The organism is Streptomyces indicus (assembly GCF_900100315.1).
GTDB classification, from domain to species: domain Bacteria; phylum Actinomycetota; class Actinomycetes; order Streptomycetales; family Streptomycetaceae; genus Streptomyces; species Streptomyces indicus.
The window spans coordinates 357,242-371,079 of the sequence record NZ_FNFF01000006.1 but is presented as its reverse complement, the minus strand read 5'-3'; the positions used below and the strand labels follow the sequence as shown (position 1 = coordinate 371,079).

At 72.5% G+C, this 13,838-nt stretch carries 14 protein-coding genes; 6 read left to right on the top strand and 8 right to left on the bottom strand.

The features are described 5' to 3' along the window. Window positions 1–14 precede the first annotated feature (14 nt). Complete coding sequence (locus BLT97_RS18295; protein WP_093611452.1) at window positions 15–665, bottom strand: ArsR/SmtB family transcription factor; 651 nt, start codon at window positions 663–665, stop codon at window positions 15–17. A 124-nt stretch (window positions 666–789) separates the two neighbouring features. Between BLT97_RS18295 and BLT97_RS18290 the strand changes: the two genes are divergently transcribed. Genes BLT97_RS18290 through BLT97_RS18280 form a run of 3 tightly spaced genes read left to right on the top strand, consistent with a single transcriptional unit; the run spans window position 790 to window position 2,878 of the window. Next, window positions 790–1,842, top strand: coding sequence for an AraC family transcriptional regulator (locus BLT97_RS18290; RefSeq protein WP_143041348.1), 1,053 nt, complete (start codon window positions 790–792; stop codon window positions 1,840–1,842). After that, window positions 1,809–2,573, top strand: coding sequence for an AzlC family ABC transporter permease (locus tag BLT97_RS18285; protein ID WP_093611552.1), 765 nt, complete (start codon window positions 1,809–1,811; stop codon window positions 2,571–2,573). Before BLT97_RS18290 ends, BLT97_RS18285 begins: the two co-directional genes overlap by 34 nt. After that, window positions 2,570–2,878: an AzlD domain-containing protein gene (locus BLT97_RS18280; RefSeq protein WP_093611450.1), complete on the top strand. Its 309-nt coding sequence runs from the start codon at window positions 2,570–2,572 to the stop codon at window positions 2,876–2,878. Before BLT97_RS18285 ends, BLT97_RS18280 begins: the two co-directional genes overlap by 4 nt. Window positions 2,879–2,930: 52 nt before the next feature. Here the strand turns inward: BLT97_RS18280 and BLT97_RS18275 are convergent, their stop codons facing one another. Beyond that, entirely contained in the window at window positions 2,931–3,947 is a 1,017-nt protein-coding gene (locus BLT97_RS18275) for a hypothetical protein (protein WP_245769393.1), read from the bottom strand. An 80-nt stretch (window positions 3,948–4,027) separates the two neighbouring features. On the opposite strand from BLT97_RS18275, the gene BLT97_RS18270 reads away from it, so the two are divergent. The 3 genes from BLT97_RS18270 (at window position 4,028) to BLT97_RS18260 (ending at window position 6,173) form a co-directional block, all read left to right on the top strand. After that, window positions 4,028–4,222 (top strand): DUF3046 domain-containing protein, encoded by a 195-nt coding sequence (locus BLT97_RS18270; RefSeq protein ID WP_093611448.1) that lies wholly within the window; start codon window positions 4,028–4,030, stop codon window positions 4,220–4,222. A gap of 89 nt (window positions 4,223–4,311) precedes the next feature. Next, complete coding sequence (locus BLT97_RS18265; protein ID WP_093611446.1) at window positions 4,312–4,707, top strand: YkvA family protein; 396 nt, start codon at window positions 4,312–4,314, stop codon at window positions 4,705–4,707. 212 nt (window positions 4,708–4,919) lie between these two features. After that, window positions 4,920–6,173, top strand: coding sequence for an AI-2E family transporter (locus BLT97_RS18260; protein WP_093611548.1), 1,254 nt, complete (start codon window positions 4,920–4,922; stop codon window positions 6,171–6,173). A 91-nt stretch (window positions 6,174–6,264) separates the two neighbouring features. Here BLT97_RS18260 and BLT97_RS18255 read toward each other — a convergent pair whose 3' ends face one another. The 6 genes from BLT97_RS18255 to BLT97_RS18230 all read right to left on the bottom strand — a co-directional run bounded on the left by BLT97_RS18255 (window position 6,265) and on the right by BLT97_RS18230 (window position 13,667). Further along, window positions 6,265–8,418: an MMPL family transporter gene (locus tag BLT97_RS18255; RefSeq protein WP_093611444.1), complete on the bottom strand. Its 2,154-nt coding sequence runs from the start codon at window positions 8,416–8,418 to the stop codon at window positions 6,265–6,267. Window positions 8,419–8,516: 98 nt separating this feature from the next. After that, on the bottom strand, window positions 8,517–9,350 hold the full coding sequence (locus tag BLT97_RS18250) for a cytochrome d ubiquinol oxidase subunit II (RefSeq protein ID WP_093611442.1): 834 nt from the start codon (window positions 9,348–9,350) through the stop codon (window positions 8,517–8,519). Between the two features lie 18 nt (window positions 9,351–9,368). Continuing rightward, window positions 9,369–10,640: a cytochrome ubiquinol oxidase subunit I gene (locus BLT97_RS18245; protein WP_093611440.1), complete on the bottom strand. Its 1,272-nt coding sequence runs from the start codon at window positions 10,638–10,640 to the stop codon at window positions 9,369–9,371. 336 nt (window positions 10,641–10,976) lie between these two features. Continuing rightward, complete coding sequence (locus BLT97_RS18240) at window positions 10,977–11,696, bottom strand: response regulator (RefSeq protein ID WP_093611438.1); 720 nt, start codon at window positions 11,694–11,696, stop codon at window positions 10,977–10,979. Continuing rightward, window positions 11,693–12,931 (bottom strand): sensor histidine kinase, encoded by a 1,239-nt coding sequence (locus BLT97_RS18235; RefSeq protein ID WP_093611436.1) that lies wholly within the window; start codon window positions 12,929–12,931, stop codon window positions 11,693–11,695. Before BLT97_RS18235 ends, BLT97_RS18240 begins: the two co-directional genes overlap by 4 nt. A gap of 109 nt (window positions 12,932–13,040) precedes the next feature. Further along, window positions 13,041–13,667: a LysE family translocator gene (locus BLT97_RS18230; RefSeq protein ID WP_093611434.1), complete on the bottom strand. Its 627-nt coding sequence runs from the start codon at window positions 13,665–13,667 to the stop codon at window positions 13,041–13,043. Window positions 13,668–13,838: the final 171 nt, after the last annotated feature.

Below are 13,838 nucleotides of genomic sequence, written 5' to 3'. Positions count from 1 at the left end.
CCGGCCGCGGCCCCTCACGACTCCTCCACCGGCGCCGCCGTGTCCAGCTCCGGCAGGATCTGCGTGATCACGCTGACCCGCTCCGCGCCTTCCGGCGCGCTCGCGGCCTGCTCGGGGTCGTCCCGCCGGTAGCGGCCGAGGACCTCCTCCAACTCCCGGCGCAATGTGCTGGTTTCCTCGGGGGTCAGCCGCAGGATCCAGTCGCTCATGTCGAAGGTGCCCCGCCAGGCGTGCGGCATCGTGTGCAGCTCGTTCAGCGTCTGCTGGGTGCGCAGGGTATAGGTGGCCGTGATCGCCTGCAGATAGGCGAGGGCCGCTTCGGGTTCCCGGTCCGCGAGCCCCCGGTCGTTCAGGACGGTCGTCCGGTGGACCGCCCGCCACCAGCGCTCCCGCGCATTGCCCCGGGCGGTGTCCTCCTCGACGAAGCCGGCCGCGCCGAGCTGGCGCAGGTGGTAGCTGGCGGTGCCGGAGTTGACGCCGAGGCGCTCCGCGAGACGCGTGGCCGTCGACGGCCCGTGCTTGCGCAGCAGCCCGACCAGCTGCACGCGTACGGGGTGGGCGAGGGCGCGCAGGCCCTTCGCGTCCAGGACGACCGTGCCCTCCTCGCCTGCACGGCCGGCCAGGGTCTTGGTCGCTTCGTTCGCCTGCTGCTTCGCGTCCGTCATAGGACCACCGTAGACCGCAAAGAGTTCTTCGCAAAGAGTTCTTCGCGAAGGAATGTTTGCGAAGGGTTCTTCGTGGTCTTGCCGTGGACGCCGCCGCGCCGACCGGACCTGCGAGAATGGCGGCATGGCCGAGGGGGAGTGGGCGAGGTTCTGGCAGCACGAGCATCTGCCCGGGGTCGACCTGCTCAAGGCGCGCTACGTGCGCCACACCTTCACCCGGCACAGCCATGAGGGCTATGTGTTCGGGGCGGTCAGCGGCGGGGTCGAGGACGTGTTCATGCCCGACGGGACCGTGCACGCCGGCCCCGGCAGCGTCATCCTGATCAACCCCGAAGTGCCGCACTCCGCGCGGGCCGGGGTGCCCGAGGGGTGGGTCTACTCGACGCTCTACCCCTCCGCCGAAGTCGTCGCGAGGATCGCCGAGGAGACGACCACCTTGCGCGGGACGCCGGGTTTCGGCGAGGTGGACGTGCACGATCCGGAAGGCGCCCATCTCATACGGGAGGTGCACCGCGCCGCCGAGGAGGGCAACGCCCTCGCCGCGGACACCGTCCTCAAGGTCCTGGTCGCCCGGCTGCTGCGGCGGCACGGCAGCGCGCTGCCCGCCCGCGCCAGGCGCTCGGCGGGGGCGCGCAACGCGCTGCGCGCCCGGGCCGTCCTCGAGGAGCGGATGACCGAGCCGCCCACGCTCGAAGCGCTGGCGGCCGAGCTCGGGACCAGCCCGTTCGCGCTGCTCCGTGCCTTCAAGCAGCAGTACGGGATGCCGCCGCACAGCTGGCTCACCAACGCGCGGGTGCGCCGGGCCCGTGAGCTGCTCGACACGGGGACGGCGCCCGCCGAGGCCGCCGCCGCCGTCGGGTTCACGGACCAGCCGCACCTCAACCGGCACTTCAGCCGGATCGTGGGGGTGCCGCCGGGGGCGTACCAGCGAGGCCGCGGAGCTCCGTACGAGATCGGCCGTCCGGTCCGCGAGGCCGGGGGCGCGCGCGGTGCCGAGGTCGGGCGAGCCAGCGGCGTCGAGCCGGGCCGCGGCGCCGACGGTACGGGCTCCGCCGCCCGCAAGAACGTACAAGACCGGAGCGAAACCCTCCACGTACCGTCGAGGACGTGGCAGAACAGCAGACATCCGCACCATCCGCACCTATACGTGCCGAAGGAAGAGCCCCCGAGGGGGTGACGCCGGCCGCCGCGAAAGCCGACTCCGCCGTCGTACGCGACGCGCTGGGCGTCGGCTTCGCCGTCGGGCTCTCCGGCTTCGCCTTCGGCGTGACCTCGGCGAGCAACGGCCTGAGCCTGCTCCAGACCTGCGCGCTCAGCCTTCTCGTGTTCACCGGCGCCTCGCAGTTCGCGCTCGTCGGCGCGCTCGCGGGCGGCGGGAACCCGTTGACCGCCGCGGCGGGTGCCTTCTTCCTCGGCGTACGCAACGCGTTCTACGGGCTCCGGCTGTCGCAGCTGCTGCAACTTCCGCGCTGGGTCCGCCCGTTCGCGGCCCAGTGGGTGATCGACGAGACCACCGCGGTGACGCTCGCGCAGCCCACGCGGCGGGCGCGCCGGATCGGCTTCGTCGTCACCGGCCTCACCCTGTACGTGCTGTGGAACCTCACCACACTGCTCGGTGCCGTCGGCGCGGAAGCCATCGGCGACACCGACGCGTGGGGCCTGGACGCGGCCGGCCCGGCCACCTTCCTCGCCCTGCTCGCGCCCATGCTGCGCACGGCGACCGAGCGGGCCGTCGCCGCCCTCGCGGTGGTGCTCGGCCTCGGACTCCTTCCGGTGCTGCCCAACGGGGTGCCCGTGCTGGTGGCCGCCCTGGCGGCGCCGCTGGTGCTGTTCGTGCAGGGGCGGCGCAAGGACGATGTGCCTGGCGGCTCCGCATCCCGCAACTCCCAGGAAGGAACCGACCGTTGAACATCTGGATCGCGATCGCGGTGACCGCGGTCGGCTGCTACGCCGTCAAGCTGCTCGGACTGCTCGTCCCCGTCGGCGTGCTCGAGAAGCCCCTGGTGAAGAAGATGGCCGCGCTGCTGCCCGTGGCGCTGCTCGCGGCGCTCACGGCGCAGCAGACCTTCGCCGAGGGGCAGGAGCTGATCCTCGACGCGAAGGCGGCGGGCCTCCTCGCGGCGGCGGTGGCCTTCGTGCTGCGGGCCCCGTTCCTGCTGATCATCGGCGCCGCGGTGATCGTGACGGCGGGGGTGCGGGCGATCGGGGGCTGACGCGGGCGACCGAGGGCTGGCGCGGGGGACGCCATGGTCCGGGCTGGGCCCGTCAGTCCAGCGATCTCCCATGCGCCCGCAGCGTCCGCAGCGCCTCGATCGTCACGATCGGGCGCCACTCCAGGGCCGTGCCCGGGGCCCACTGCTTCCAGGAGACCGGCCAGCCGCCGTCCGCCTCCTGCTCACTCGCGAGGTGGTCGAGCGAGCGCTCCATCTCCTCGTCGGTGAACCAGGCGCGCGCGAGCGAGTTCGGCACCCGCGCGTAGTCGTGCGGGAAGTGGTGCTCGCCCGGCGCGTACCCGGCCGCCACCGGGTAGTCGTCCTTGCGGCGCGGATCGAGGACCGCGAGGCGCTGTTCGCGCACGAGCCGGCCCAGCCGGTCCGCCGCGGCCTGGGCGCGCGAGCGGTCGGGTGCGCCGTCCAGGAACGCGACGGCCGCGTGGATCTCGTACGGATGCGACTTGTCGAGGGCTTCGACGGCCGCCCAGCAGTAGTCGGTGGCCCGGAACAGCCAGGCGTGCCAGACCTGGTTGCGGTGCAGCAGACCCACCACGGGGCCGGTGGCGAGCAGGTCGCTCGGCGGGTTGTCGATCACCGGCACGAACGGGGCGTACGGGTAACCGCGTTGGCTCGGGTGGATCGCGGGCAGCGCGCCCTCGGGGGTCGAGACCGCGGACAGGTAGCGGCAGACCCGCTCCACGCGCTGGCCGCCGCAGCGGCCGATCGCGTCCAGGACGCGCAGCGCGTGGGCGGTGTGCAGGGGCTGGCTCACGGGGCCGCGCAGGTCGGGTTCGAGCGCGTGGCCGTAGCCGTCGTCGTCCGTCCGGTAGGCGGCGAGCGCGGCCTCGACGGGTTCGGCGGCGGCGCCGAGGAAGTGGTACGCGAAGCGGCGCTGCTCCAGGACCCGCGCCGTGAGCCAGATGAACTGCTCGGCGCGGGCGAGTGCGGACCGGTGCGGTGACGGTTCTGCGGCGGAACGCTGTGACGGTTCTGCGGCGGAACGGCCGGTGCGGGAACGGTCCGCGGGCGAGGGGGCGGGGGCCTGCCCCGGGGCTACGGATTCAGCCATGCACGGCACCGTAGGCCGGAAAGCGCTCCCCGCAAGGAGTTCGGGCCAAGGCCCACCCGCACGGGCTGGATACTGGAGTCATGCGGTTGACGGTCTTCTGGGAGCGGATGGCGGAGCATTTCGGTGCGGGGTACGCCGAGACGTTCGCGCGCGATCATGTGATGTCCGAGCTCGGCGGGCGGACGGTGCACGAGGCACTGGACGCGGGCTGGGAGGCGAAGGACGTGTGGCGGGCCGTCTGCACGGCGATGGGGGTGCCGGCGGAGTCGCGCTGAGCGAGGCCGGCCGACGCCCGCAGGGGCGTGCCGGGTCGAACCCCGTTCCGTCCGTCTGTACTGTCGCGGCTCACACCCGGGGAGCGCGCATGTGGTGGCAGATTCCGCTCGGCGTCGCCGCCGGGCTCCTCGTGTGCTGGCTGCTGCTCCTGGCCGCCCTCGCGTCCGCGCGTCCCAGGGGCGGTCTCCTGACCGAGGCCGTACGCCTGCTGCCCGACCTGCTGCGCCTGGTGTCCCGCCTGGCACGGGACAGCAGACTGCCGCCGGGAACGCGCCGGCTGCTGTGGCTGCTGGCCGCCTATCTCGCCTTCCCCGTCGACCTGGTGCCCGACTTCATCCCCGTCCTCGGCTACGCGGACGACGCCCTCGCCATCGCCCTCGTCCTGCGCGCGGTCGTCCGCAGGGCGGGGGACGAAGCACTGCGGCGGCACTGGCCCGGCACCCCGGACGGCCTGGACGTCGTCCGGCGGCTGTGCCGTAGGTGACGCGAGGGTCGGCGTGCGGCGCTGCATGTGACGCGAGGCGCCACCGGGCGCTGTGCCGAATGTGACACGGGCGTCACCCGCCCACCTGCCCGAACGAGCCGCAGGTAGGCAAGACTGACCCCGTGGCAGCCACCGAAGACACCGCAGCAGCGCAGGACTCTGGACCGCCCGCGACCGTGCCGCCCGAGGCACCGTCGGGGCGGGGCGAGCGCATGCCGCGCTGGCTGCCGCGCGCGATGGTGCTCGCCCTGGCCCTCATCGCCGTGTTCCAGCTGGGCAGTTGGGCCTTCCACCAGCTCACCGGGCTGCTGATCAACGTCCTGATCGCGTTCTTCCTCGCGCTCGCCGTCGAGCCCGCGGTCAGCTGGATGGCGCACCACGGCATGCGCCGGGGCGCCGCGACCGGTGTGGTCTTCCTCGGCGTGATCGTGGCCGGCGCCGGGTTCATCACCCTGCTCGGTTCGATGCTCGCCGGCCAGATCGTCGACATGGTCGAGGACTTCCCCAAGTACCTCGACTCGGTGATCAGCTGGATCAACACCACGTTCCACACCGAGCTCTCACGCGTCGAACTCCAGGACAGCCTCGTCCACTCGGACTGGCTGCAGAAGTACGTGCAGAACAGCGCGACGGGCGTGCTCGACGTCTCCGCCCAGGTGCTCGGCGGCCTCTTCCGGCTCCTGACGATCCTGCTGTTCTCGTTCTACTTCGCCGCCGACGGACCGCGCCTGCGCCGTGCGCTGTGCTCGGTGCTCCCGCCCGCCAAGCAGGCGGAGGTGCTGCGCGCCTGGGAGATCGCCGTCGACAAGACCGGCGGCTACCTCTACTCGCGCGGTCTGATGGCGCTGATCTCCGGCGTCGCGCACTACATCCTGCTCGTCTTCCTCGACGTGCCCTACGCACCGGCGCTCGCGGTGTGGGTGGGTGTGATCTCGCAGTTCATCCCCACCATCGGCACGTATCTGGCCGGCGCCCTGCCGATGCTGATCGCGTTCACCGTGGACCCCTGGTACGCGCTGTGGGTGCTCATCTTCGTCGTGGTCTACCAGCAGTTCGAGAACTATCTGCTCCAGCCCAAGCTCACCGCCAAGACCGTGGACATCCACCCGGCGGTCGCGTTCGGCTCGGTGGTGGCGGGCACCGCGCTGCTCGGTGCGGTCGGCGCCCTGATCGCCATCCCCGCGGTCGCCACGTTGCAGGCCTTCCTCGGCGCGTACGTGAAGCGGTACGACGTGACGGACGACCCGCGCGTGCACGGCCACCGGCGCCGGGGCGGGCCGCCGCTGGCCCGGCTGCGCAAGGCGCTGCGCGGGGAGCACACCGGGACGCCCGTGGACCGTACGGACACCGGCAACGAGGCCGCGGCCAAGGCCGCCGGGCCCTCGGGCGCGGCGGCCGGGGACGAGGCGGGTCCGGCCGGGGACGAGCCGGGTCCGGCCGCCGGGAACTCCGACGACCGGACCTGACCTGACCTGACCCAGCTGCACCTGACCCGACCGGACCGACCTGACCGGACCCGATGAGTCCGGTCGGACCCGGCCCGCGCACCATCCGCCCTCAGCGCCGCTCCAGCTCCACCCGCGGCAGCACCCGGCGCAGCCAGACCGGCAGCCACCACGCCCGCCTGCCGAAGAGCTGCATCACGGCCGGCACGATCAGGCAGCGGATCACCACCGCGTCGAGCAGGATCGCGACCGCGAGCCCGAGCCCGAACTGCTGGAGCATCCGGTCGGGGCTCAGCATGAACGCCGCGAAGACCACGATCATGATGGCCGCCGCGGCCGTGATCACCTTGCCGGTCGCGGCGAGGCCCTCGCGTACGGCCGCCTGCGGGTCCTTCGTGCGCTCCCACTCCTCGTGGATCCGGGAGAGCAGGAACACCTCGTAGTCCATCGACAGACCGAAGACGATCGCGAAGATCATCACGGGGATGAAGGCCTCGATCGGCCCCGGCTCGACGCCGAACCAGCCGTGCTGGAAGACCAGCGTGATCGCGCCCAGCGCCGCACCGATGCTCACCAGGTTGAGCAGCGCGGCCTTGAGCGGGATCAGGACGCTGCGGAAGACGACCAGGAGCAGCAGCGCAGACAGGCCCACCACGATCGCGACGAACAGTGGCATCCGGTCGGACACCGTGGACGCGAAGTCCTCGGTGGCGGCGGTCGATCCGCCGACCAGGAGCCGCGCCCCGGTCTCGTCCTCCAGCGGCGGCAGTACGTCGCCGCGCAACTCCTTCACCAGGGCCGAGGTGGCCTCGTCCTGAGGGGCCGACTCGGGGAAGACAAGCAGCGTGCCCGCCTCGCCGTCCTCGGACGGGATCGGCGCGCTGACGGCGGCCACGCCCGGGGTGTCCGCGAGCGCGGTGCGCACGGGGCCGAGGTCCGCGGCGCCCTCGGACACCACGAACAGCGGCCCGTTGAAGCCCGGTCCGAAACCGTCGGCGAGCATGTCGTACGCCTGGCGGCTGGAGGTGGTCTCCGCGTCGTTGCCCGCGTCGGCGAAACCGAGCCGCATGCCGGCGGCCGGTGCCGCGAGCGCGCCGAGCGCGACCACGGAGACGAGCAGCGCCGTCCACGGCCTGCGCTGCACACCCGTGGCCCAGCGCCGCCAGGCCGCACCCTCCACGCGCTGCGACTTCTCCGCACGCTTGGCGACCTGACGCCGGATCCGGGCGCCGAACACACCGAGCAGCGCGGGCAGCAGGGTCAGGGACGCGGCCATCGTCACCAGGACAGTCAGAGCCACCGCGAGCGCGACGCCCTGCAAGGACCCGAGGCCGAGCGCGACCAGACCCATCAGCGCGATGATCACCGTGCAACCGGCGAAGAAGACCGTACGGCCGGCCGCGTCCAGGGCGGAGCGCGTGGCCTGCTCGGGGCCGGCGCCGCGCAGCAGTTCGGAGCGGTAGCGCGAGAAGATCAGCAGGGCGTAGTCGATGCCGACGCCGAGACCGACCAGCATCATGATCGGCGGCGTGAAGTCGGCGACGTTCGCGAAGTGCGAGGCGAGCGCGATCAGTCCGATCGAGGAGCCCACCGCGAACAGTGCGGTCACCACCGGCAGGCTCGCCGCGACCAGCGACCCGAACAGGAACACCAGGATCACCAGCGCGCCGAGAATCCCCGCACCCTCGGCCGCACCGCCGCCCGCCTCCTCGGCGCCGCGCGCGGCATCCCCGCCGACGGCGGCCCGGATCCCGTCCCCGTCAAGGGACTTGGCGGCGTCGATGATCGCGGCGACATGCTCCTTCGGTACGTTCTCGGCCGCGCCGTCGAGCGTGACGGTCGCGTAGCCGACGGTGCCGTCACGGGAGACGGCCGAGGTGTCCTCGTACGGCGAGAGCACACCGGTCACGCTCGGCAGGTCCTCCACCGTGCCGAGCACCTCCTCGACCCGGTCGCGTACGCCGCTCCCGCGGATGCCCTCGCCGCCCTCGGACTCGACCACGATCTGCACGGACGCGTCGGCCTGCGCGGCGCCGTGCCGCTCCAGGACGCTCTGCGCGGCCTGGGAATCGGTGCCGGGCAGCGAGAAGTCGTTGTGGTACGCGCTGCCCACCGCCGTGGAGAGGCCGGTGATGCCGGCGACGAGCACGACCCAGAGGATCAGGGCCCGCCACCGGTGACGGTACGAGAAGGCGGCGAGCCGCTCGAAGACGCTCGACCGCCTGGCCGGGCGGGCGCGGGGGCCGGTGGACGTATCGGTGGACATGGCGTCACTCCTGTAGGGGTTCGGAACTCCGGCCTGTGGCAGCGGAGTTCCGGTCGGAATCGGCGACAGGTATCAGGGGTCGAAATCGGCGGCCGGAATCAGAGATACGAGGGGCGTGTCACGCGGCCCCGGAACGTGCGCCACATCCACGCCTGGACGACCACGAGCAGCGGCGTCACGACGAGCAGCGCGGGCACGAGCACATCGACGGAGGTGCCGGCCGACTCCGTGAGGGGCAGACCGAGACCGGCGAGCAGGGGCAGGGCCGCCATCAGGGCGGCCGTCAGCGCGAAGGAGTGCCAGGGGCGGGCCGCGCGGCCGACGAGGACCCGGGCGCGGGCGTACGGGTCGCCGGTCAGGCGCAGCACCGCGAACCCGAGCCCGTGCACGGCGAAGAGACCGGCCACCGCCAGCGCCGTGAGCACCGCGACGGGACCGCTCGCGGGGGTGTCCGGCGAGCCGCTGAACAGTCCGGCGAGCAGCCAGCCCCAGGACAGGGCGAGGACCCAACTGCCGCCGGTCACCGCCGTATCGCAGACGAGACGCCAGCCGCGCCCGCCCCCGCTCCCGTCCGGACCCGGACCGCTGCGGACGTCACCGCCCTGTCCTGGACCGCCGCCCACCCGGCCGCGCATCCACAGGCCCATGTCGCGCACGATCCAGCCCGCGAGCAGGGCCACGACGACCGGGAACTGGCCGCTCAGGAGCTCGCCCTCCAGGTCGGGGAAGCAGCCGATGAGCAGCCCGGCCGTGGCGACCAGCCAGACCTCGTTGCCGAGGAAGAACGGCGCGAACGAGGCGATCACCAGGCGCCGTTCGCGGTCCGAACGGCCCAGGTAGGGGGCGAGCATGCCGGTGCCGATGTCGGAGCCGGCGAGCACGAAGTAGGCGGCGGCGAAGAAGCCGAGCAGAGCGATGGCGAGGGTGTCCACGGCGGGTCTCCAGGGCCTCTAGTAGCGGGCGGCGGGCAGGGCGTCGGCGGGGTTCGAGGCCTCGCGTTCGTCCAGGCCCAGGTCGGTCTCGACGGGGCCGCGGCGGGCGTGGCGCACGATCAGCCAGAAGTTGAGGGCGGCGAGCAGCGCGAAGAGCGAGGTGAAGACGATCAGGGAGATCCGCATCGAGCCCGGCGAGACCTGCGAGACGGCGTCCTCGGTCTTCAACAGGCCGTACACGACCCAGGGTTGGCGCCCGGCCTCGCGGAACACCCAGCCGCTGATCATCGCGAGGTACGGCAGCGGCACGGCGGCCATCAGGACCACATGCCAGAGCCGGAAACGGAAGACGACCTTGCGGAACGCGGCGAGTACCGCGCCGGCGATGCAGAGGTACATCATCAGCGCGAAGGCGAGCAGCATCAGGATTCCGGCAGTGCGCGTGAGCGCCTCGGAGGGCACGTAGTCACCGGGCCCGAAACGCTCCACCATGTCGGCCTGGAGCTTGGCGATCTCAGCGGCCTTCGCGCTGAACACGGCCTCCTTCATCGGCTGCATCCCGACGAACTGAAGCCCGCCGAACGTCGCGGTCACGAACAGCGCGGGCAGCGACAGGAACACCCCGATGCGCAGGCTCTTGCCGAAGAACTCCCACTCGGCCGAGCGCTTGAAGAGGTGGTACGCGGAGACGCCCGCCATGAAGAACCCGGCCGTGAGCAGGGCGCCGCCCATCACGTGCCCGAAGGCGAGCAGGGCGGACGGGTTGGTGAACACCTCGACCGTGTTGTCGAGGACGAGCCGGCCGTTCTCCTCGCGGTGGCCGACGGGGTTGTTGAGGAACCCGTTGGCGACGAGGATCCAGTACGCCGAGGCGTACGCGGTGAGCGTGACGCCCCAGATCAGCGCCAGGTGCACCCACTTGTTGAAGCGGTGCCAGCCGAAGATCCACAGTCCCAGGAACGTGGACTCGACGAAGAAGGCGATGACGGTCTCGAGGGCGAGCGAGGAGCCGAACACGTCTCCCGCGTGATGCGTGAGCCCGCTCCAGCTGAGCCCGAACTGGAACTCCATGACCAGGCCGGTCACGATCCCGACCGCGTAGTTGATCACGTACAGCTGGCCCCAGAAGCGCACCATGCGCGCGTACAGGGGCTTGCCGCTCGCGGTCGCGGCGGTCTGGAGGCAGGCCACGACCGTCGCGAGGCCCAGGGTGAGCGCGACGAACAGGAAGTGGCCGCCTGCGGTCAGCGCGAACTGGAGGCGGGCGAGATCGAGGGTTTCCGGGTTCACGCTGCCAGAGTCGGCGTACGACTACGGGCGGGGCGTCGGCCCGGGGTGGTCAGTGGGTGTACATCCTGGGTTGTGGGGTGGGGGGAGGGTGTACTACGGGAGTTGTGGCGGGGGACGGCGTCCTACGGGCGTCGCGGCGGGGAGGGTGTCCTATGGGGACCACGGCGGGGGCGGGGTGGCGGCGGAGGTGTTCGTGGGCGGCTCGGGGGTGGGCGGTGTCGGCGGCGTTGTCAGTGGGGGCCGATAGCCTTGGCAGGGCCGGTGGGCCCCCGGGAGGGAGGGGTCTGTCCGGGCGGTACGTACCGTGGCGCGCGGCTCGCGACCGCGGCCGCCGCCTCAGGCCAGCCACCCCGGCGTGATCATCCCCGACTCATAGGCCAGGATCACCAGTTGGGCCCGGTCCCGTACATCCAGCTTGGTCATGATCCGGCTGACGTGCGTCTTGGCCGTGGCCGGGGACAGGACCAGCCGCTGGGCGATCTCGTCGTTGGACAGGCCCGCGCCGACCAGACCCATCACCTCGCGCTCGCGGTCGGTGAGCGCGTTCAGGCGCGGGCTCGGGTCGGGCTGCTTGGTGCGGCCCGCGAACTCCGCGATCAGACGGCGCGTCACCGCCGGCGCGATCAGCGCGTCGCCGCGCGCCACCACGCGTACCCCGTGCAGCAGCTCCATCGGCTCGGTGTCCTTGACCAGGAAGCCCGAGGCGCCCGCACGCAGCGCCCCGTACACGTAGTCGTCCATGTCGAAGGTCGTCAGGATCACCACCCGCACCCCTTCGAGCGCGGGATCGGCGGTGATCCGCGCGGTCGCCTCCAGACCGTCGAGCACGGGCATACGGATGTCCATGAGGACGACGTCCGGGCGCAGCCGGCGGGCGAGCGCGCAGGCCTGCTCGCCGTCCGAGGCCTCGCCGACGACCTCGATGTCCTCCTCGTCGTCGAGCATCGAGCGGAAGCCCGCGCGCACCAGCGTCTGGTCGTCGGCGAGCAGGACGCGGATCGCGTCGGGCGCCGCCGGGAACGCGTCGGATGCCGCCGGGTCCGGTGCCTGGTTCATGCCGCCCCTCCCTTTGCCTCGTTCATTCCGCCCCCTGGTGCCTCGTACGGCAGCCGGGCCGTGACCCGGAAGCCGTCCGCTGTGTTCTCGGTGGCCAGTTCGCCGCCGAAGGCCCTGGCCCGCTCGGCCATCCCCCGGATCCCGCTGCCCTCGCCGATCCCGTCGGGCGCGCCCACGCCGTCGTCCTCGACCGACAGGCGCAGCGCGTCCTCGCCGTAGTCGAGCGTGACGGCCGCGGAGGCCGCCTGTGCGTGGCGGGTCACGTTGGTGAGCGACTCCTGCACGATCCGGTACGCGGCCAGGTCGAGCGGTGGGGGCAGCGGGCGCGGGGCGCCCTGCGTCTTCGCCGCCACGTCGAGCCCGGCGCTCCTTGCGCGGTCGAGGAGTTCGGGCAGCTGAGCCAGGCCCGAGGCCGGCGCCGTCGGGGCCGCCTCGCCCGCGCCGCGCAGCATCCCCAGCGTGGAGCGCAGCTCGCGCAGCGCGTCCTTGCTGGTGGACTTCACGGCTTCGAGGGCTTCCTGCGCGGATACGAGGGCGGCCGCGGGGTCGTCGCCGGCCTGCTTCTTGCTCAGCCGGTGCAGTGCGGCGCTGGACTGGACGTTGATCAGGGAGATGCTGTGCCCGAGCACGTCGTGCACCTCACGCGCGATCCGCAGCCGCTCCTCGGTCGCGCTCTGCTGCGCCCGCGCCTCCTGTTCGCGTTCGGCGGCCAGGGCACGGGCGCGCACCTCCTCCAGGTAGGCGGCGCGGGTGCGCTGCGCGCGGGCGAGCACCAGGATGCTGAGCAGCCAGCCCGCCAGCATCATGAACTGGGCGTCGTCCACGTGCCGTCCGGACTGCCGCCCGTGCACCTCCCCGTACACGATCATCAGCATCACGCCGATGCCGAAGGCGACCGCCGTGGCGAACCTGCCCTCGGCCGCGGTGGTGTACAGCGCGATCACGAACACGACGAGCAGCGGGCCGTCGTACACGCTGATCGGGTAGTACACGGCGCAGACGGCGAGGGTGAACAGCGCGACGGCGACGGGCCAGCGGCGCCGGAAGTACAGCGCACCGCAGCCGACCGCGATCAGCGCCCAGCCGAGTGCGGTCTGCCAGGGCGTCTCGCTCCTGTCCCGCATCGACCAGAGCGTCCCCCCGACCACGACCAGGGCGACCGCCACCACGACGGCGACGTCCTTGCCGCGCTCCGACAGGCGGTCGGTGGTGAGCCGGGGCGGGGAGTGGGCCATGGGTCGAGGATATTCGGGTGGCGCGGGGGCGGGGGGGTCGCGGGGGACGGCCCGGTCCGCCGCAGCTCGCGGAAGGGCTCGGGGCGGGGTGGTCCCGGGCCAGGGCGGCTCAGGGCTGGGAAGCGGCGACCTTGATGCCGAATCCGATCAGGACGACACCCGTGACCCGGTCCATGGCGCGCCGCACCGCGGGCCTCTCGAAGAACGCGCGGGCCTTGGCCAGGACCAGGACGTAGCCGCCGAGCCAGGTGAGGGTGAGGGCCGCGTGGACGAGGACCAGGAGGGCCATGCCCAGGTGCGGCGGCAGGCCGGCCGGCGCGAGGGTGGGCAGCAGGCCGGTGTAGAAGACGGCGATCTTCGGGTTGAAGAGGTTGCTGACCAGGCCGGTGCGCCACGGGTTGCCCGCCGGGGCCGGGGAGTTCACCGCCGCCGGGTCGGTCGTGGAGCGTCCGCGGCGGCTCTGCAGCAGGGCCTGGACCCCCAGGTACCCGAGGTAGACCGCACCGGCGAGCTTGACGATCGTGTACGCGGTCGCGGACGCCGCGAGCACCGCGGCCAGGCCCACCACGGCGAGCGCGCCCCAGACGAGCAGCCCCGCCGTGATGCCCCCGACCGTGCGCAGACCGTCCCGCCAGCCCGACACCAGGGACCGCCGTGTCACCACCGCCATGTCGGGGCCGGGCACCATCGTCAGGACGGCGAGCACACCGGTGGCCGCGAGCAGCTGAACGAACATGGCGCCAGTCTGACACCCGGACGGACCCTGCCCTTTCGGGTTCGCACTCGCGGCCTCGGACCGGGTTCCGCAAGAGCCCGGCGTGCCGCGTGGTGCGCTTGACATGAAAATCGAACATCCATTCTCATGGATGTCCTGGCCTCTCTGCAGGCCCGTGATTCCGGGGATTTC